Annotated in this window: 16 protein-coding genes; 7 read left to right on the plus strand and 9 right to left on the minus strand. The window is 73.4% G+C overall.

All coding sequences use genetic code 11. The features are described 5' to 3' along the window. Window positions 1–212: 212 nt before the first annotated feature. The gene (locus tag ACFWZ5_RS37385) at window positions 213–356 is read left to right on the plus strand and encodes a hypothetical protein (protein ID WP_384796958.1); all 144 of its coding nucleotides are present in this window, start codon (window positions 213–215) and stop codon (window positions 354–356) included. Window positions 357–392: 36 nt separating this feature from the next. Here the strand turns inward: ACFWZ5_RS37385 and ACFWZ5_RS37390 are convergent, their stop codons facing one another. The 4 genes from ACFWZ5_RS37390 to ACFWZ5_RS37405 are packed head-to-tail and all read right to left on the minus strand — an operon-like array spanning window position 393 to window position 3,922. Next, a complete protein-coding gene (locus ACFWZ5_RS37390) occupies window positions 393–872 on the minus strand; it encodes a GNAT family N-acetyltransferase (protein WP_384796961.1) in 480 nt (159 codons plus the stop codon). After that, window positions 869–2,377 carry a tripartite tricarboxylate transporter permease gene (locus tag ACFWZ5_RS37395; RefSeq protein ID WP_384796964.1) on the minus strand — a complete coding sequence of 503 codons (1,509 nt, stop codon included), beginning with the start codon at window positions 2,375–2,377 and terminating at the stop codon, window positions 869–871. Before ACFWZ5_RS37395 ends, ACFWZ5_RS37390 begins: the two co-directional genes overlap by 4 nt. 1 nt (window position 2,378) lies before the next feature. Then, complete coding sequence (locus ACFWZ5_RS37400; RefSeq protein ID WP_384796967.1) at window positions 2,379–2,912, minus strand: tripartite tricarboxylate transporter TctB family protein; 534 nt, start codon at window positions 2,910–2,912, stop codon at window positions 2,379–2,381. Further along, window positions 2,909–3,922: a Bug family tripartite tricarboxylate transporter substrate binding protein gene (locus ACFWZ5_RS37405; protein WP_384796970.1), complete on the minus strand. Its 1,014-nt coding sequence runs from the start codon at window positions 3,920–3,922 to the stop codon at window positions 2,909–2,911. The genes ACFWZ5_RS37400 and ACFWZ5_RS37405 overlap by 4 nt, the downstream gene beginning before the upstream one ends. A 118-nt stretch (window positions 3,923–4,040) precedes the next feature. On the opposite strand from ACFWZ5_RS37405, the gene ACFWZ5_RS37410 reads away from it, so the two are divergent. After that, on the plus strand, window positions 4,041–4,727 hold the full coding sequence (locus ACFWZ5_RS37410) for a response regulator (RefSeq protein WP_384796974.1): 687 nt from the start codon (window positions 4,041–4,043) through the stop codon (window positions 4,725–4,727). A gap of 152 nt (window positions 4,728–4,879) precedes the next feature. Beyond that, window positions 4,880–5,830, plus strand: coding sequence for a lytic polysaccharide monooxygenase (locus tag ACFWZ5_RS37415; RefSeq protein ID WP_384796977.1), 951 nt, complete (start codon window positions 4,880–4,882; stop codon window positions 5,828–5,830). A gap of 24 nt (window positions 5,831–5,854) precedes the next feature. Here the strand turns inward: ACFWZ5_RS37415 and ACFWZ5_RS37420 are convergent, their stop codons facing one another. The 4 genes from ACFWZ5_RS37420 to ACFWZ5_RS37435 all read right to left on the minus strand — a co-directional run bounded on the left by ACFWZ5_RS37420 (window position 5,855) and on the right by ACFWZ5_RS37435 (window position 11,988). After that, window positions 5,855–6,721, minus strand: coding sequence for an esterase/lipase family protein (locus ACFWZ5_RS37420; RefSeq protein WP_384796980.1), 867 nt, complete (start codon window positions 6,719–6,721; stop codon window positions 5,855–5,857). A gap of 97 nt (window positions 6,722–6,818) precedes the next feature. Next, window positions 6,819–7,490 carry a pentapeptide repeat-containing protein gene (locus ACFWZ5_RS37425; RefSeq protein ID WP_384796983.1) on the minus strand — a complete coding sequence of 224 codons (672 nt, stop codon included), beginning with the start codon at window positions 7,488–7,490 and terminating at the stop codon, window positions 6,819–6,821. A gap of 11 nt (window positions 7,491–7,501) precedes the next feature. Beyond that, complete coding sequence (locus tag ACFWZ5_RS37430; protein ID WP_384796986.1) at window positions 7,502–8,470, minus strand: hypothetical protein; 969 nt, start codon at window positions 8,468–8,470, stop codon at window positions 7,502–7,504. Further along, window positions 8,467–11,988, minus strand: a complete 3,522-nt coding sequence (locus tag ACFWZ5_RS37435) for a DNA polymerase III subunit alpha (RefSeq protein WP_384796989.1) — start codon at window positions 11,986–11,988, stop codon at window positions 8,467–8,469. Before ACFWZ5_RS37435 ends, ACFWZ5_RS37430 begins: the two co-directional genes overlap by 4 nt. A 128-nt stretch (window positions 11,989–12,116) precedes the next feature. On the opposite strand from ACFWZ5_RS37435, the gene ACFWZ5_RS37440 reads away from it, so the two are divergent. From ACFWZ5_RS37440 to ACFWZ5_RS37450, 3 genes are all read left to right on the plus strand, one after another. Further along, complete coding sequence (locus ACFWZ5_RS37440) at window positions 12,117–13,130, plus strand: DUF3533 domain-containing protein (RefSeq protein ID WP_384796992.1); 1,014 nt, start codon at window positions 12,117–12,119, stop codon at window positions 13,128–13,130. Window positions 13,131–13,212: 82 nt separating this feature from the next. Then, window positions 13,213–14,361 carry an AAA family ATPase gene (locus ACFWZ5_RS37445; RefSeq protein ID WP_384796995.1) on the plus strand — a complete coding sequence of 383 codons (1,149 nt, stop codon included), beginning with the start codon at window positions 13,213–13,215 and terminating at the stop codon, window positions 14,359–14,361. 345 nt (window positions 14,362–14,706) lie between these two features. Then, a complete protein-coding gene (locus ACFWZ5_RS37450) occupies window positions 14,707–15,150 on the plus strand; it encodes a subtilase-type protease inhibitor (protein ID WP_384796998.1) in 444 nt (147 codons plus the stop codon). A 15-nt stretch (window positions 15,151–15,165) separates the two neighbouring features. On the opposite strand, the gene ACFWZ5_RS37455 is transcribed toward ACFWZ5_RS37450, so the two are convergent. Then, window positions 15,166–16,224: a hypothetical protein gene (locus ACFWZ5_RS37455; protein ID WP_384797001.1), complete on the minus strand. Its 1,059-nt coding sequence runs from the start codon at window positions 16,222–16,224 to the stop codon at window positions 15,166–15,168. Between the two features lie 164 nt (window positions 16,225–16,388). Between ACFWZ5_RS37455 and ACFWZ5_RS37460 the strand changes: the two genes are divergently transcribed. Beyond that, window positions 16,389–19,211: a M4 family metallopeptidase gene (locus ACFWZ5_RS37460; protein WP_384797004.1), complete on the plus strand. Its 2,823-nt coding sequence runs from the start codon at window positions 16,389–16,391 to the stop codon at window positions 19,209–19,211. Window positions 19,212–19,258 lie beyond the last annotated feature (47 nt).

The following is a 19,258-nucleotide window of genomic DNA, read 5'->3' on the forward strand; positions in this document are numbered from 1 at the left end:
GGGTCCTAGGGGCGGAGCCCCTAGTTTCGGGAAGGGGCGGGTCTGGGGCGCCCCCCGCGAGGGACCCCGACCCCACCATCCGTTCCCGTACCGATCGTGACACCCGCCACTGACAATCGGCCGCCGATGAGAAACGCTCGCCGGACAGGTCTGTATCCGTGTCGCCGAGGTAATCGGTGGGTACGGCAAGACCGGTAGGCAGGGAGGCCGTCATGCGCCGAGTGACCGTGCACAAGACCGTCGTGAAGTCCGCCGTGCGCCGTGCGCGGGAGGGGCGGGAGGCCGAGGAGCGGGTGCCGCGCGAGCGGCCCGAGGTGCGCAGAGACGTGCTGCGCACCTGGTGGCCGGGCGGCTGAGCCGGGCCCGGCCCGCCGGCCGGGCCCCGGACGCGCTCAGCCGTCGAGCCGCTTGCGGTAGTGGAAGCGGTCGTAGATGCCTTCGACGCGCCGCTCCACGAAGTCGTAGCCGAAGCGCGGATACATCTTCTGGTTCTCCCACATCATCGCGTTGGTGTAGAGCCTGATTTCGGGGAGCTTGAGCGCACGCGCGTGTGCGTCGACGAATTCCAGGAGGCGGCGGCCGAGGCCCGTGCCCTTCGCGTCGGGGCTGACCGCGATGTTGTCGAGGTAGAGGTGGTCCTCGTACGCGTAGACGACCACGAGGCCGACGACCGGGTCCCCGGTGACGTACACCCGCCCCGCCGCCACGTCCGCCGCGTGGTCCGCCTCCATGGGGGCGGGCACGCGGCCGATGCGGTCGATGTAGTGGTGGTACGCCGCGTCGGTGATCGCCTTCACGGCGGGCACGTCGGCGGCGGTGGCGAGGCGGATGGCGGTGGCGGCCGGCCCGCCCTCGGTGATCTTTTCGGTCATTCCTTCACCGTACGGCGGGAGTTCAGGACACCGCGCGCCAGTTTCCGCAGCAGCGGCCACAGCAGGATCAGGGCGATCAGGGCGTACACCGTCACGGAGAACGGCGTGTCGACCAGGCCGCGCACGCTGCCGTCGCTGATCTGCAGGGCGCGGCGCAGCTGCTGCTCGGCGTTCGGGCCGAGGATGACGCCGATGACGGCGGGCAGCACGGGCAGTCCGTAGCGCCGCATGCCGAAGCCGATCAGGCCGATGACGAGCAGGATGACCAGGTCGAGGGCCTCGCCGCCGACCGCGTACGCGCCGACCGCGGCGAAGAAGAGGATGCCCGCGTACAGGTACGGGCGCGGGATGCGCAGGAGCTTCGCCCACACGGGGGCCAGCGGCAGGTTGAGGGCCAGGAGCAGCACCATGCCGACGAAGAGGGACGCGATCAGGCCCCAGACCAGCTCGGACTCGCGCTCGAAGAGGAGCGGGCCCGGCTGGATGCCGTACTGCTGGAAGGCGGCGAGCATGACGGCGGCGACCGCGGTCGTGGGCAGGCCGAGCGTCAGCATCGAGACCAGGGTGCCCGCCGCCGACGCCGATGACGCCGACTCGGGGCCTGCCACACCCTCGATGGCGCCCTTGCCCCACTCGTCCTTGTGCTTCGACAGGCGCTTCTCGGTGACGTACGACAGGAAGGTGGGGATCTCGGCGCCGCCCGCGGGGATCGCGCCGAACGGGAAGCCGATGAGGGGGCCGCGCAGCCAGGACTTCCAGGTGCGTTTGACGTCCTGCTTGCCGAGCCAGGGGCGGCCGACGGGGATGGCCTGGCCGCTGGTGCGGCGCAGGTGGGCCGCCACCCAGAGGGCCTCGCCGATGGCGAAGAGGCCCACGGCGACGATCACCACGTCGATGCCGTCGGCGAGTTGGAGGGAGCCGAAGGTGAGGCGCTGCTGTCCGGTCATCTGGTCGAGGCCGACCAGGCCGAGGGTCAGGCCGATCAGGAGGGAGGCGAGGCCACGGATGCGGGATGAGCCGAGGACCGACGTCACGGCGATGAACGCGAGGACCATGATGGCGAAGTAGTCGGGCGCGCCGATGTCGACGGCGAGGTCGGCGACCTTCGGGGCGAGCGCGACGAGCAGGACCGTGCCGATCATGCCGCCCGCGAAGTGGCCGATGGCGGCGGCCGCGAGGGCCTGCGCGCCGCGCCCCGACTTGGCCATGGGGTTGCCCTCCATGGCGGCGACGACGGCGGCGCTCTCGCCGGGGGTGTTGAGGAGGATGGAGGTCGTGGAGCCGCCGAACATCGCGCCGTAGTAGATGCCCGCGAACATGATGAACGCGCCGGTGGGTTCGAGCCCGTATGTCACCGGGAGCAGCAGCGCGACGGCCATCGCGGGGCCGATGCCGGGCAGGACGCCGATGGCCGTGCCGAGGAGGACGCCGACGGCGGCCCAGAGCAGGTTGATCGGCGTGAGGGCGGTGCCGAAGCCGTCCATGAGGGAGCTGAAGGCGTTCATGTCACAGCACTCCCATCAGCGGGCCGCCGGGCAGCGGCACTCCGAGCAGGTTGTTGAAGACGGCGTACGTGGCCACGGACAGGGCCGCGGCGATCAGCGGGTCGCGTTCGAAGGCGCGGCTGCCGAGGGCGTAGGCGGCGCCCCAGAAGAGGAAGGCGCCCGCGACGGGGAAGCCGACGGGGTCGATGAGGACGGCGGTGGCGAGGAAGACGCCGGCGAGCAGCAGGACGGTGCGCCAGTCGGCGGGTTCGGACAGGTCGACGTCCTCGCCGCCCTCGGCCTGGCCGCGGCCGCCGCGCAGGACGTCGATCGCGAGCAGCACGGAGATGACGAGGAGTCCGCATCCGACGGCGACGGGGACGGTGCGCGGGCCGATGGGGCCGCGCTGGGCGATGGCGACGTCCATGGTGAGCGCGTCGGTGAGGACGACCGCGCCGAGCGCGAGCAGCATGACGCAGACGCCGAGTTCGGAGTGCTCGCGCAGCCAGGCGCGGCGGGTGGCGGCCCCTGGCGCGGGCGGTTCGGTGGTGGTCACAGGCCCAGCTCCTTCAGGACGGACACGACGCGCTTGTCCTGGGCGGCGAGGAAGTCGCCGAACGCGTCGCCGGTGAGGAAGGCGTCGTCCCAGCCGTTCTTCTTCAGGGAGGCGCGCCACTCCTTGGAGCGGTGCAGCTTCCGCATCAGGCCGGTGAGCTTGTCGCGTTCGGCGTCGGAGAGGCCGGGCGGGGCGACGATGCCGCGCCAGTTGGTGAAGTTCACGTCGTAGCCGGACTCCTTGAGGGTGGGTCCGTCGAGCCCCTCGACCCGCTCGGGTCCGGTGACGGCGAGCAGGCGCAGCTCGCCGGACTTGATCTGGTCGAGGTACTCGCCGACGCCGGAGACGCCGAAGGCGACCTTGTTGCCGAGGATCGAGGCGAGGAGTTCGCCGCCGCCGTCGAAGGGCACGTAGTTCACGTCCTTCGGGGGGATTCCGGCGGCGCGGGCCATCAGCATGGGCGCGATGTGGTCGGGGCCGCCGGGGGACGAGCCGCCGCCGACGGGCATCTTGCCGGGCCGCTTGCGCCACGCGTCGACGAGCTGGCCGATGGTCCTGTACGGGGAGCTCTTCGACACCACGACGACGTCCTGCTCCTCGGTGAGCCGGGCGATGGGGGTGGTGTCGGCGAGCGTCTTGGGGGCGTGGTTGGAGCGGGCGGCGCCGACGACGCCGAGGCCCATGGACATGGCGAGCCTGCCGTTGCCGTGCTCGCCGACGAGGCGGCTGAGGCCGACGGTGCCGCCCGCGCCGGGCAGGTTGAACACCTCGATGTTGTGGGTGAGTCCGGCGTCCTCGGCGTTCTTCGCGGCGGTGCGGGCGGTGATGTCGTAGCCGCCGCCGGGGGTGTTGGGGACCATGAAGCGCAGGCCGGGGATCCGCGTGCCGGTGTCGGCGCCGCTGCCGGGGGTGAGCAGCGGCGGCGCCACGAGCACGAGCAGCGCGGCCCCGCACAGGGCGAGGGGGACGCGCAGGCGCCGGGGGGTGCGGAGTCGCACGGGGGCCACCACCTGTCTGACCGTTAAGTGTGTGAAGTGGCCCACATGTTGCCCACGCGTTAAGAAGCTGTCTCTCTTCCGGAACCAACGGACGTTGTGGTCCTTGTGGTCGCGCTCGTAGCCTGCGGCGATGACACGGGTCCTGGTCGTCGACGACGACTTCATGGTCGCCAAGCTGCACAGCCGGTACGTCACGACGGTGGCCGGCTTCTCGGTGGCGGGCGTGGCCCACAGCGGCGCCGAGGCGCTGCGCGCGGCGGAGCGGCTCCGCCCCGATCTGGTGCTCCTCGATGTCTATCTGCCGGACATGGACGGCATCGCGGTCCTGCGCGAACTGCGCGCGGCGGAGGGCCTCGACCCGGGGCGGGCCCCGGCGGACGTCCTGTTCATCACGGCGGCGCGGGACGCGGGCGTCGTCCGCGCCGCGCTGCGCGCCGGGGCCCTGCACTACCTCATCAAGCCGTTCAACCAGGCGGCGCTGAGCGAGCAGTTGCGGCACGTCGCGGCCCTGCGCGCCCGCCTCGACGGCCTCGCCGAGGCCCGCCAGGAGGACGTCGACCAGATCTTCGGCGCCCGCCCGCCCGGCTCCCGCGGGCTCCCCAAGGGCCTCGCCCCGCACACCGCGGACCTGGTCGCCGACACCCTGCGGGCCCACCCCGCGGGGCTCTCCGCGTCCGAGTGCGCCGAGGCGGGCCGCCTCTCCCGCGTCAGCGCCCGCCGCTATCTGGAGTTCTTCGCGTCGACGGGCCGCGCGGAGGTGACCCTGAAGTACGGCGGGGCGGGGCGGCCGGAGCGGCGGTACCGGTGGGTGACCTGAGGGGAGGCTGAGGGGGTCCTTAACAGGAGCATAAGGATCGCCTGCGGCCCCTTCCAGCAGGGGATTTCGGGACCGGTGGGGGCTAACTTGCTGATCGCCGCGGGGTTTTCGCCCCGCCTCCCCCACCCCGTACGTCGCCTAGGAGATCCCCCATGACTGCTGCCCGCAAGGCCGCCGCGATCGCCACCGCAGGTGTCGCACCGCTCGCCCTCTCCGTGCTCGCCGCCGCGCCCGCCGCCGCGCACGGGTCGATGACGGACCCGGTGAGCCGGGTGGCCGCGTGCTTCCAGGAAGGGCCCGAGGCGCCGAAGTCGGCGGCCTGCAAGGCGCTCGTACGGGCGGGCGGCACCCAGCCGCTGTACGACTGGAACGAGGTCAACATCGCCAACGCCGCGGGCAGGTCGAAGCAGATCATCCCGGACGGCAAGCTGTGCAGCGCGGGGAACGCCAAGTACAAGGGGCTCGACCTGCCCCGCACCGACTGGCCCTCGACCCGGCTCAGCGCCGGGAAGCACACCTTCCGCTACCGGGCCACGGCCCCGCACCGCGGCTCCTTCGAGCTGTACGTCACGAAGGACGCGTACGACCCGGCCAAGCCCCTGAAGTGGTCGGACCTGGAGAAGAAGCCGTTCGCGAAGGTCACGGACCCGAAGCTGGTGAACGGCTCCTACGTGTTCAGCGGCACCGTCCCCGCCAAGTCCGGGCGGCACCTCGTCTACTCGATCTGGCAGCGGTCCGACTCCCCCGAGGCGTTCTACACCTGCTCGGACGTCGTCTTCGGCAAGCGCGGCGGCACCTCCGCCGCCGCGGCCCCGTCGGAGCGGGACATCGCCGACGGCGCGGCCAAATCCACCGTGGAGCACCACGGCCACGGTGACATCGACGGGCCGAAGGAGCTCAAGGCGGGCGCGGCCGACACCGGCAACCGGCCCGAGGCCAGGGGCGGCGCCGCGAAGCCGGTCGCGGCCACCGGCGACCACCTCGCCGAGACCGGCGGGGACAGCTCCACGACGTACTACGCCGTCGGCGGGGCCGCGGCGCTCGCGCTCGGCTCGGCCGCGCTGTTCGTGGCGGCACGCCGCCGCACCACCACGAACCGCTAGCACCGCCGGAAGCCGCCGGAACCGCTAGGACAGGCAGGTCGTCGGGGTCGCGTGCGCCGGGTCCAGCGCGTTCGCGACCTCGTGGTGCGCGACCCGGTCCAGGACGCCCACCGCCACGTGCTCGGAGAGGTCGACGGGACACAGCTCCTGGACGAGTACGTTGCGTACGCCGGGCCCGTCGAGGAACTGCGAGCGGTACGGGGTGACCACCTCGTCGTACCGGGTGGCGATGACGGTGTAGCGCACGCCCGGCACGGTGTCGCCGCCCTCGTTCAGCTCGGTCAGGAACGCGGAGCCCGCGAGCTGGTCGGCGATGGCCGGCGTGGCCGTGGTGAGCAGGTCCGCGGCGCCCGGGACGTAGGGCAGGAGCGCGGTGAGGCCGAGGACGGTCGTGCCGTGGTTGTCGGGCGCGATGCCGACGAGCGCGTTCACCTTCTCGGCGCCGCCGAGGAACTTGAGGTAGTGGCGGGGCATCATGCCGCCCTGCGAGTGCCCGACGAGGTCGACCTCCTCGGCGCCCGTCGCCGCGAGCACCTTGTCGACGTACGCGTCGAGCTGCTCGGCCGACTTGTCGACCGGGCCGAGCCCGTGCACGAGGGGCACGTGCGGCAGTTGGCCGTAGTCGAGCGAGAAGACGCAGTAGCCGCGCGCGACCAGGTAGGGCGCGAGGACCAGCCAGTTGTTCACGGAGTTCGCGAAGGTGCCGTGGACGAGGACGACCGGGCGGGGGTGGGCGGCGGAGGGCTCGCAGCCGTAGTCGTTCCAGCCGCTCGACGCGGCGGCGCCCGTGACGCGGGACCCGGCGGCCGTGGCGGTGGGGGCGAGCGCGGCGGCGCCCGCGATCAGGAGGGCGGCGGCGAGTGCGCGCGGCGCTCGGCTCCAGGACGGCATCGGGTGGTCTCCTCGCGGCTCAGGGGGTGCGACGTCCGGGTAACGACCACCCCCTGGCGCGGATCACGGGCTCGGTGCCCGGTGCGCCCTCAGGGGGTCAGCCGTCCGTCACCCTCAGGCCGGCCATCTCCGCGAGCGCCGGGGCGAGCTCGACCAGCTGCAGGCCGCTGATCGTGGCCCCGCGCAGCGCCTCGAGGCCGGAGGCGATGCCGAGGGACGCCGCCCCGCTCAGGTCGGCCCGGTCCACGGTGACGTTGTCGAAGCGGACGCGCTCCAGCGTCGTACCGGGAAAGGAGACCCCCTTGAAGCGCGCGCCGCCGAAGTCCACGTCGCGCAGCAGGCAGTCCACGAAGGCGACGTCGCGCAGCTCGGCCGCGCGCAGGTTGACCGAGTCGAACTTGCAGTGGTGGAACGTCACCCGGCGCAGCCGCGCGCCGAACAGCTCCACCCCGGCGAGCAGCCCCGCGCCCGCCTCGCAGTCCGTCCAGTCGGTCTCGGCGAGGTCGGCGCCCACCCAGCGGACCTGGTGCGTCCAGACGTCGTCGAAGCGGGCCCTGCGGTAGCGCCCGCCGTCGAAGGTCACCGAGGTGAGGGCGCACTCGACGAAGACGGTGCTGCCGCCGTCCACGCCGGCGAAGCCGCGCCCGTCGAAGTGCGCGTGTTCGTGGTCGCCCTCGCGGCCGAGCTCGCCCGAGAAGGGGGCGAGCCGGTGCGCGTAGGGCAGGTCGGCGAGGTCACGGGCGGCGGGGGCGGCGGGCTCGGCAGGCACGGTCCGTCACCCTACGCGGCCAGTGCCCCGGGCACGATCGCCCCGGGTCCGAACCGGGCCCGCGCCCGGTCGGCCACTGCCTCGATGCGGCGGGCCCGCTCGTCGGCGGGGTCGAAGGTGAGCTGGTAGGAGGCCTGCTCGGCGGGGCCGATGCCCTCGGCGCGCAGGGCGACCGCCCGGACGCGGGCGCGCTGCAGGCCGAGTGCCTCGTACATGCCGTACGCCGCCTTCGTCAGCGCCGCCGAGTGCGCGGTCGGCTCCTTCAGGGCCCGGCTGCGGGTGGTCGCGGAGCGGTCGGCGTAGCGGACGGTGAGGGTCAGGGTGCGGCAGACCTTGTCGAGGGCGCGCAGGCGGGTGCCCAGTTCCTCGGCGGCCGAGAGCAGGGCGCGGCGGTGCCTTTCGGGGTCCAGCTCGTCGTGGGGGAAGGCGCGTTCGGTGGCCAGGGAGCGGGAGACCGCGTTCGGGACCACCCGGCCGCGGTCGACGCCGTTCGCCTTCTCGTGCAGCTCGCGGCCCGCCTTCGCGCCGACCAGGCGCTGGAGCGTGGACAGGGGTGCGGCGGCGACCCGGCCGAGGGTGTCGAGGCCGTACGCGCACAGGGTGCGGGCGGTCGCGGGGCCGACGCCCGGGAGCGCGGCGACGGGCTTGCCGGCGAGGAACTCCGCCGCGGCGTCGCCGGGCACGGCGCAGGTCGCCCCGGGCCGGGCGTCGCGCAGCGCCATGCGGGCGAGCAGCGGTCCGGGACCGGCGCCGATCACGCAGTCGACGCCGTGCAGCGCGAGGGCCCGGACCCGGATCACCGACGCGAGGTCCGCGGCGCCGCGTCCGAAGTACCGCTCGGCGCCCCGCAGGTCGGCGAGGGCGCCGTCCGGCGGCAGCGCCTCGACGACCGGGGTGAACTCCTCGAGGAGCCCGAGAAGCCCCGGCAGGGCCGCCTCGTACATCGGCGGCAGCTGGAAACGTACGCAGAGGATGGTCATCCCGCACTCCCCGGGCTCTGGTGCCACAACTTCCGTGTCTGTGAAGGGTCTTGACCCGCGGGCCGCAGATCGGCCCAGGGGTGGAGCTCGTATCCGGTCGGCAGGTGGATGCGGCGGCCACGTGCCGGGTCGCCGTCCTGGCCCTCGCCCTGGCCCTTCGGTGGAGGCTCGGCCAGGCGCGGGGCGACCGCGTCGAGGCCGCCCTCGCGGCGGAGCTCGACGAGTTCCGCGAGGTTCCACGCCGCCGCGCCGACGACGCTGAGGCTGCGCGGCCCGCGCCGCTGCACCACGCCGCGGACCAGGAGCAGCCAGGAGTGGAAGACGGTGTGCGCGCAGGCGGCGTGGGCGTCGTCGAAGAAGGCCAGGTCGACCAGGCCCGTGCCGTCGTCGAGGGTGGTGAAGATGACGCGCTTGCCGGAGCGGATCGGCGGGGTCTGGGTGGCGGCCTTGGCGCCCGCGACCAGGACCGTGTCGCCGTGCCGCGCGGCGCGCAGGCGGCGCGCGGAGGTGACGCCGAGCTCGTCGAGGAAGGCACGGTGGTCGTCCATCAGGTTCCGGGACGCGTCCATGGAGAGCACGCCGAGCTCGGCGCTCAGGCGCTCGGTCTCGTCGAGGTCGGGCAGGCCGGCGGGGGCGGTGTTCCGGCCGCCGTCCAGCGGCAGTTGCGGGCCGCCTCCCCGCGCGCCGCGCTGAAGCTCCGTCAGATGCAGTTGCAGATCGCGGCGGTTGGCGCCGAAGGCGTCGAGCGCCCCGACCTGGGCGAGCCGCTGGGCGAGCGGCCGGCTCGGCCGGGCCCGCTCCCAGAAGTCGAGCAGCGAGGCGTACGGCTGCCCGTCCGCGACGCGCGCCGCCTCGGCCCCGCTGATGCCGTGCACGTCGGACAGCGCGAGCCGTACGCCCCACCGATCCGGGGAACCGGACACCAGTTCGATACGGTGAGCGACCGCGGACCGGTTCACGTCGAGGGGCAGGACCGGCACCCCGCGCCGCCGCGCGTCCGCGAGCAGCAGCCGCTTGGGGTACATCCCGGGGTCGTGCGTGAGCAGGCCCGCGTAGAAGGCCGCCGGGTGGTGGGCCTTCAGCCAGGCGGACTGGTACGTGGGGACGGCGAAGGCGACGGCGTGCGCCTTGCAGAAGCCGTACGAGCCGAAGGCCTCGACGATCTCCCAGGTGCGCCGGATCGTCGCGGAGTCGTACCCGTTCGCGGCCGCCGCCTGCGCGAACCAGAAGCGGATGCGGCCCTGCGACTCGGGGTCGGAGAGCCCGCGCCGCACCCGGTCCGCCTCGTCGCGCCCGCAGCCCGTCATGATGTCGACGATGTGGATGATCTGCTCGTGGAAGACGACGACGCCGTACGTCTCCTTCAGCGGTTCCTCCAGGTCGGGGTGGGGGTAGCGGACCGGCGCGCGGCCGTGCCTGGCCTCGATGAACGGTCGCACCATGTCGGCGGCGACCGGGCCCGGGCGGAACAGCGAGATGTCCACCACCAGGTCGTGGAAGGTCGCGGGCTGGAGCCGCCCCACCAGGTCGCGCTGGCCCGGCGACTCGATCTGGAAGCAGCCCAGGGTCTCGGCGGAGCGGATGAGCCGGTACGTCGCCGCGTCGCCCTCCGGCACCTGGCGCGGGTCGTCCAGGTCGACCCGCTCCCCCGTCGCCCGCTCGACCTCGGCGACCGCGTGCGCCATCGCCGACTGCATCCGCACGCCGAGGACGTCGAGCTTGAGCAGGCCGAGGTCCTCGACGTCCTCCTTGTCGAACTGGGACATGGGCAGGCCTTCGCCGCTGGTGGGCACGACGGGGGTGCGCTCCAGGAGGGAGGCGTCGGAGAGCAGGACGCCGCAGGGGTGCATGGCGACGCCGCGCGGCAGCGCGTCGAGCGCCTCGACCAGGTCCCAGAGGCGGCCGTGCCGCTCCGCGTCCGCCGCCACCGCGCGCAGCTCCGGCAGCTCCGCCATCGCCGCGCGGGCGTCGCGGGCGCGGATGTGCGGGAAGGACTTGGCGAGCCTGTCGGTCTCGGCGGGGTCCATGGACAGGGCGGCGCCCACGTCGCGGATCGCGTGCCGGACGCGGTACGTCTCCGGCATGGCGACCGTCGCCACCCGCTCCTGCCCGAACCGGCCGATGATCGCCCGGTAGACCTCAAGGCGGCGCGCGGACTCCACGTCGATGTCGATGTCCGGCAGGACCCGGCGCCGCGTGGACAGGAACCGCTCCATGAGCAGCCCGTGCGCGACGGGGTCGGCGTGCGCGATGCCGAGGAGGTGGTTGACCAGGCAGCCGGCGCCCGAGCCGCGCGCCGCGACGCGGATGCCCAGGTCCCGTACGTCGTCGACGACTTGGGCGACGGTGAGGAAGTAGGAGGCGTAGCCGTGGTGGGCGATGATGTCCAGCTCGTGGTGCATCCGCTCCCAGTACGCCCGCTTCCCCGCGTGGCCGCGCAGGACCATGCCCGCCGCGGCCCGCGAGGCGAGGACGCGCTGCGCGGTGCGGCGCCCGGCGCCGACGAGGCCGGGCTCGGGGAAGCGCACGGATCCGATGCCGATGTCCTCCTGGGGGTCGACGAGGCACTCGGCGGCGGCCGCCCGGGTCTGTTCGATGAGCCGGTACGCGGTGTCGCGGCGGAATCCGGCGGCCTCGACGACCCGCTCGGCGACGCCCAGCATGGCGGCCTCGCCCTTCAGCCAGCGCTCGCCGTCGTCGTGCTGACCGCGCGGGTCGATGGGCACCAGGCGGCGGGCGGCGTCCAGGACGTCGGCGACGGGGCCCTGGCCCGGGTCGGCGTAGCGGACGGCGTTGCTCAGGACGGGGCGCAGGCGCTGCTCGGCGGCGAAGCCGACGGTGCGGGCGGCCAGGCGGAGCGAGCCGGGTCCGGTGCCCGTGCGGCCGTGCCACACCGCTTCGAGCCGCAGCGCGTCGCCGTACCGCTCGCGCCAGGGGGCGAGGAGCCGGGCCGCGCGGTCGGGGCGCCCGGCGGCGAGCGCACGGCCGACGTCGGAGGCGGGACCGAGCAGCACGGTCAGACCGTCGCCGTGGCAGTCCGTCCAGGGCAGCACGGGGCGGCCGCCGCCGAGGGCGTGGCCGGTGGCGGGGCGGGTGGCAGGGCCGGTGGCAGGGCGGGTGGCGTCGAAGTGGCCGTCGCCGTCCCGGTGCGCGGCGCTGACCAGGCGGCACAGGTCCGCCCAGCCCGCCGCGCCGTCCCGGGCGAGGAAGGTCACGCGCGGGGTCGACTCGTCGATGAAGGCGCCGCCGCGCACGGGGGTCCGGCGGCGCGCGCCCCGGCCGTCGCGGTCCCCCGGCTCCGGCGGGTCCACCGCGAGCTCCGTACCGAACAGCGGCCGCACCCCCGCCTTCTCGCAGGCCTTGGCGAACCGGACCGTGCCCGCGAGGGTGTCCCGGTCGGTGAGCGCGAGCGCGTCCATGCCCCGCTCCGACGCGCGCTCGGCGAGCCACTCCGGGTGCGAGGCCCCGTACCGCAGGGAGAACCCGGAGGCGATGTGCAGATGCGTGAACCCGGGCACACGCACCTCCTGAACCTTCCGCTTCCCGTCCCCCTCCTCCACCATAGACCAAGTTCGAATATCAGTTCGACCACCCGTTCGGCCCCGCCCCGCCTGCGTGGCCCCCCGGCACCTCGGAGCGTGGGGGCATGACCTTCGCCGACGAGCTGAAGAGCGCCGTCACCCCGCGAGCAGCCCTGCTCGTCATCGGCGTCCTCGCCCTGCAGCTGCTGTTCATCACCTCCTACGTAGGGGCGCTGCACCACCCGAAGCCGAAGGACGTGCCCTTCGGAGTCGTCGCCCCCGGCCCCGCGGCCGCGCAGGCCAAGGACCAGCTCGCCGGGCTGCCCGGCAAGCCGCTCGACCCGCGCGTGGTCAAGGACGAGGCCGCGGCCCGCGACCAGATCATGGACCGGAAGATCGACGGCGCCCTGATCGTCGACCCGCGCGGCACGGCCGACACGCTCCTGGTCGCCTCCGGCGGCGGCAAGGCCCTCGCCAACGCCCTCGACCTGATCACCACGGAGGTCGAGGGCGCCCAGAAGCGCACGGTGAAGACCGTCGACGTGGCCGCCGCCTCGCCCCAGGACTTCAACGGGCTCTCGTCGTTCTACCTGGTCGTCGGCTGGTGCGTGGGCGGCTACCTGTGCGCGTCGATCATGTCGATCAGCGCGGGCTCCAAGCCCGCGACCCCGCAGCGCGCGGCGATCCGGCTCGGCGCCATGGCCCTGCTCTCGATCGCGGGCGGCATCGGCGGCGCGGTCATCGTCGGCCCGATCCTGGGCGCCCTGCCCGGCTCGCTCATGGGCCTGTGGGGCCTGGGCGCGCTCCTCACCTTCGCGGTCGGCGCGATCACCCTCGCCCTGGAGGAACTCACCGGCATCGTCGGCATCGGCCTGGCCGTGCTGCTCATCGTGGTCGCGGGCAACCCGAGCGCGGGCGGCGCCTTCCCGCTGCCGATGCTGCCCCCGTTCTGGAAGGCGATCGGCCCCGCGCTTCCGCCCGGCGCCGGTACGTGGGTGGCCCGCTCGATCGCGTACTTCAAGGGCAACGCGACCACGGGCCCGCTCCTGGTCCTGTCGGCGTGGGCGGTGGCAGGAACGGCCGTCACCTTGGTGACAGCGAAGCTCAGGCGCCGGACTGAAAGCCCGTCCGGCGCTTGAGGACGAGGCGCGAAGCGCCGACAAAGGGGGGGAAAGGGGGCGAAGCCCCCATGTGTCAGACCCACCTGCAACCCTGAAAAGCATGATCCGCACACTCGCCGTCGAAAACTACCGCTCCCTCCGCAAACTGATCGTCCCCCTGGACAGACTGAACGTCATCACGGGAGCGAACGGCACAGGAAAGTCCAGCCTGTACCGAGCCCTACGGCTACTGGCGGACTCCGCCCAGGGGGGCGCGGTGGCTGCCCTGGCCCGAGAGGGCGGCGTGCCCTCCGCCCTGTGGGCGGGCGAGAAGAAGGACGAGCCCGCCGCCCTGCGACTCGGCTTCTCCGGGGACGAGTTCGGCTACGCGGTCGACTTCGGCCTGCCCCAGTCCAGCGGAGCCCAGCCGGGCGGGGCGCCGTCCATGTTCCAGCTCGACCCGGAGATCAAGCGGGAGTCCACCTGGGCGGGCCCGGTCCTGCGGACCGCCTCGCTGCTCTGCGACCGCGCGGGCCCCGCGGTCCGCACCCGCACGGCCGACGGCGGCTGGCACCGCTCCCAGGGCATCCGCCCGTACGACAGCATGCTGAGCGAGTTCGCGGACCCGCAGCTCGCGCCCGACCTGCTCAGGCTGCGCGAGCTGATCCGCTCCTGGCGGTTCTACGACCACGTCCGCACGGACGCCGACGCCCCCGCCCGCGCCGCCCGCATCGGCACCCGCACCCCGGTGCTCGCGCACGACGGCGCCGACCTCGCCGCCGCGCTCCAGACGATCCGCGAGACCGGCGACGACGAGGCCCTCGACGCGGCGGTGGCCGACGCCTTCCCGGGCAGCCGGGTGCGGATCGCCGACAACGGCGGGCGGTTCGAGATCGAGCTGCACCAGCGCGGCCTGCTCCGCCCCCTCGGCCCCGCCGAGCTCTCCGACGGCACGCTGCGCTACCTGCTGTGGACCGCCGCGCTGCTCACCCCCCGGCCGCCCTCGCTCCTGGTCCTGAACGAGCCGGAGACCAGCCTCCACCCCGACCTGCTGCCCCCGCTCGCGGAGCTGATCCTCACCGCGACGAAGGACACCCAGGTGGTCCTGGTGACCCACGCCCAGGACCTCGCGGACGCGGTCGCCAAGGGCGCGCACCGCCACCGCCTGGACGTCAACTCCATAGAGCTGGTCAAGGAGTCGGGCCGGACGGACGTGGCGGGCCGGGAGAGCATGCTGGACGAGCCCCTGTGGTACTGGCCGAAGCGCTGACCGGAACTTGAGCCCGCGCGGGATCGAAGTCGCGTTCGAGGGGCACCCTCCGGCCATTCCCACCGCCCCGCCGGAGCGCGGGAACCGCCCCGCACCCCTCATCCGCGGCCACAGCGACCGATTCCCGGCGATCAGGAAATTTCCCCCAAGCCCCGCCTTCCCGCTGGCCACACCAGGTGCCCGGCCCCCCGGCGGACAGGCGCGGCACATGACTTCACGCCACTACCCACCGTCCTCAACCAACGACTGAAAGTAAGCGCCCGATGTGCTTTCGGGCGCCGCCGTCGGTAAGACTCCGTTCCGTTCTGTTCGTTATCTGCAACAACCAGCAAGGGAGTGTTCGAAATGCGGTACATCACTGGTGGGATCGCGCTGGGCGCAGCCCTCGCACTCGGCGGCCTGACGACCGCGGCCACCGCGGCCACCGGTTCCGCGCCCGAGACCGCCGACGCCCGGGCGTACTACGCACCCTCCGAGCTCGTCCTCACCGTCGGCTACGGCGAGACGGCCAAGACCTCCTCCATCCAGCGGGCCGTGACGCTCGGCTGCTCCTCCGGCGGCGTCGGCAGCCACCCGGACGCGGCCGCCGCGTGCGACCAGCTGCGGTCGGTCGGCGGGAAGTTCGACAAGGTGACGAAGAAGCCGTCAAACCGGCCCTGCACCAAGGAGTGGAACCCGATCGTGGTCACCGCCGAGGGCGTGTGGGAGGGCCGCCGGGTCGCGTACGAGCACACCTTCGCCAACCCCTGCGCCCTGGACCTGGGCAAGGGGAAGGTCTTCGCCTTCTGAGGCACTCACCGGAGGCTACGGCCCGGTGAGCCACCCCCGCAGCACGGCCTGGGCGCCCGCCTGGAAACGGGTCTCGGCGCCCAGGTCGTCCAGGAGGCGGCTGATGCGGCGCCGCGCCGTGTGGACGTGCACTCCCAGGCGGCGGGCGATCGCCTCGTCCTTGAAGCCCCCGGCCAACAGGCCGAGGAGGTCCCGGTGTTCGTCGGACAGGCGCGGCGCCGCGCCGCCGAGGGGCAGGGCCTTCTCCCAGAGCGCCTCGAAGAGCGGCGCGAAGACGCTCTGCAGCACTGTGTCCCGCACCAGCACGGCCGTGCCGGTGCGGGACTGCTCCATGCCCCCGGCGGGCGGAAGCAGCGCGGCGCGGCCGTCCACCGCGATGAGCCTGGTGGGCACGTCCGCCGCCACCCGCACCCGCAGCCCCCGCTCCACCAGCGGCGCGAGCAGCCGGGCGCGCCCGGGGTGCGCGAGCCCCTCACGGGCGAGCACGACCCGCACGTCGACCCCGCGCTCCAGGAGCGCCGCGACGCCGTCGAAGGGGTCCGCGCCCGCCCATGAGTCCGGGTAGGGCGGCCGGTCCAGGATCAGGACCTGCCTGTCGGCGCGGGCGAGCAGCTGGTCCACGCGCCGGCGGACGGCGGCCGCCCCGCTGACCGCCTCGACCGCGGCGACGGCGCCGGGCGCGGGCGCCGGGGCCGGCTCCAGGCGGTCGGCGATCTCGTCGGCGGCACGCCGCAGGCGCTCCAACTCCGCCGCCCGGTGGTGCAGTTCCGCCTGTCTTCGGTGAATGAGGGCCCGTACGGCGGGCGCGGGCGGCACCGGGCGCGGCAGCACGGCCCGCGGACGGCCCGCGCCGGGCGTGGCCTCCGGCTCCGGTAGCGTGAAGCCGTGCTCCCGCAGCCGGGACAGTGACTGTTCCAACTCCCGCCGTGTGAGCCCCAGTTCCCGCCGCAGCTGTTCGGCGTCCAGGGCCGCCGCGGCCCGCCGCCGCAGCAGCGCCCCGTACACCCGCTCGTCCGACTCCCCCAGGCCCAGGTCGCGCAGCGCGCTCCCCTTGCCGCTCCCCACCTTGGTCATGACGGGAAGTCTCACCCCGCCCCTTCGTGCACACAAGTGTGCGGCCCCACTTGTGACCAGTCGTTATTCCTTGATCAACATACGGGCAACGACTTGCATGAGTACGGCACGTATACGACGTGCGCTCTATGGACGTGCGCAGTCTCTGCGCGTGGAGGGGAACGTTGAGCAAGTCACGCGAGCGAGCAAGAAGATCACGCATATCCGGGGGTGCCGCGCTGTTCGGCGCGGCGGCGCTGCTCGCCTCCGGGGTCCCGGCCGCGGCGGCGGCCGACGAGCCCCCGCGGGAGAAGCCCGCCGAGGTCCTGCCCGGCAAGGGCACCGAGACCCCGGCCCTGGTCGACGGGATCGAGGAGGCCGCCAAGGACTCCGGCAGCGCGGCCGACGCGGCCCGCGGCCATCTCGCGGCCAAGAAGAGCCGGTACGAGATACCGGACCCGCGGCGGAACCTGGCCACCGATCAGACGCTGAAGCACGGCGGCGACGAGACCGTCCGCTTCCAGCAGAAGCACAAGGGCCTGCCCGTGCTCGGCGGCCAGTACCTGGTGCGGATGGAGAAGAAGGACGGCGAGCGCGTCGTCACCGGCACCTCCGGCAAGTACTTCACGGGCCTGACGGTCGGCACGAAGGCCGAGGTCTCGGAGAAGACCGCCGTGGCGCGGGCCGTCGCCGCGACGGCCGCCGGGGACGGCCGCTCGGGCAGCCTGACCAAGCTGGCCCCGAAGTCCGCCAGGAACGCCGAGAACGCCAAGGCCGACAAGAACGCCAAGGGCGCGGAGAAGGACCGCAAGGGCACCCCGCTCTCCGGCTCCTCGCACGGCCTGGTCGTCCTGCCCCAGGGCAAGGGCGTCCTGACGTACCACGTCACCGTCACCGGCACCGACCCGGTGAGCGGCGCCCCCATCAAGCAGGAGGTGTACGTCGACACCGCCTCCGGCTTCCCGGTCCTCCAGTACTCCGGGATCCAGGCCGTCGACGACGGCTTCCCGGGGACGACGGGCAGCGGCGTCAAGCTGGACGGCGCGAAGGTCGGCCTGGACGTCACCCACGACGCGGCGTCGGACGCGTACCAGCTGCGCGACTACCGCCACCAGTGGGGCGGCAGCAAGAACGCGCTGACCACCTGGGACGCGCGCGGCGTCGACGCGAACGAGGCGTCGGGCCGCTGGCCGAACGGGATCTCCGAAGTCGCCTCCAAGACCAAGGAGTTCGGCAAGGACGCCACCGAGTCCGGGGCGGTCGACGCGCACTGGGCGGCCGGGCAGGTCTACGACTACTACAAGAACAAGCACGGCCGCGACAGCCTCGACGGCAAGGGCATGGCCATCAACTCCCTGGTGGGCGTGACCGACGGCGGCCTCCCGTTCGTCAACGCCTTCTGGGACGGCCAGAAGATGGTGTACGGCGGCGGCGACGAGGAGACCAAGACCCTCTCCGCCGACCTGGACGTGGTCGGCCACGAGATGACGCACGGCGTCGTCGAGCACACCGCGGGCCTGGTCTACGTCGGCCAGTCCGGCGCCCTGAACGAGGCGGTCGCCGACTACTTCGGCAACGCCATCGACGTGACCGCGTCGAAGACGCCGATGAGCGACCCGAAGGCCGCCCTGATCGGTGAGGACCTGTGCCGCACCAAGGCGCCCGAGGCCTGCGCGTTCCGCAACCTCAACGACGGGCGCACCACCGCCAAGGACTTCCTCGGCGTCACGATCGGCACCGACAGCGGCGGTGTGCACCTCAACTCGACGATCTTCTCTGGCGCCCTGTGGGACATCCGTGAGGACCTCGGCGGCACCCTCGCCGACCGGATCGTCTACAAGGCGCTCGCCGAGTATCTGACGCCGCTCGACGGCTACACCGACGCCCGCAACGCGGTGGTCGCCGCGGCCAAGGACCTCGGCGTCAAGGGCGCGAAGCTGCGCGCGGTGCGCCGCGCCTTCGACGCGCACGGCATCACCAAGGGCTGGGAGAAGGCCATCGGCGCCGACTCCGACAAGCTCCTGGGTGACGTGAACGCCACCCGGATCGGCGGCAGCCTTCCGAACACAGGGGCGGGCGCGGGCGGCGGCTGGTGGGCCGCGTCGAAGTCCGACGACGAGGGCCAGGAGGCCTTCTCCGTCTGGGCGGGCCGCACCGACGGCACGGGCTCGAAGAAGCTGATCAGCCCCAACGACGGCCGCTACCACGTCTACCCGGACACCGACGGCAGGACGGTCGTGTGGGTGGCGTACGGCCCGACCAGCGTGGAGGTCCTGTCGCGGCCGCTCGCGGGCGGCCCGGTCAAGAAGCTGTGGTCGGCGGGCACCCTCGTCGCCAACGTGCATGTCTCGAACGGGACCGTGACCTGGCAGGAGTCCAGCCCGCACGGCCAGCAGCGCGTCGCGTACCTGCGCAAGGGCGAGCGCGAGCCGGTCTTCGTGGACGGCGGCCGCTACGACATGGCCACCGCCCTGCCCACCCTCAGCGGCGACAAGCTCGGCTACGCCAAGGTGTACGTCGACAAGGACGGCGTCCAGCGGATCTCGACCGAGATCACAGACGTGAAGTCGGGCAAGCAGACCCTGGTCCCGGCCAAGGGGGCCGACCTCGGCGTCGCCACCCCGGCGATCAACGGGAAGTACCTGTACTGGCTGGTCGACGACATCGCCGACGACAACCGCATGGGCCTGCGCCGCGCCGACCTGGACGGCACCGGCCTCACGGACATCATCCCCGAGGACTCCGCGGGCGCGTACTTCTGGAACGTCGACGCGTCGGACTCGGCGGTGACCCTCACCCAGTGGAAGCCGCAGCGCGGCTGGAGCAACGGCAACCTCACCAAGCTGGTGCAGACCGACCTGGACGGCAAGGGCCTCAAGCGGGTCTCCTGCAACCGCGGTGAGCAGACCGGGCACGCCGCCGACACCGGCCGGCGCGTGGTGTGGATCGACGGCACCACCGGCCACACGGACCTGGTGACCCGGGCCCGCCCGGCGGGCACCTGCTGACCCACGGCACGATACGAAACGGCGGTGCCCCGCCCACCTGGTGCAGG

The organism is Streptomyces sp. NPDC059003, from assembly GCF_042740445.1.
Taxonomy (GTDB): domain Bacteria; phylum Actinomycetota; class Actinomycetes; order Streptomycetales; family Streptomycetaceae; genus Streptomyces.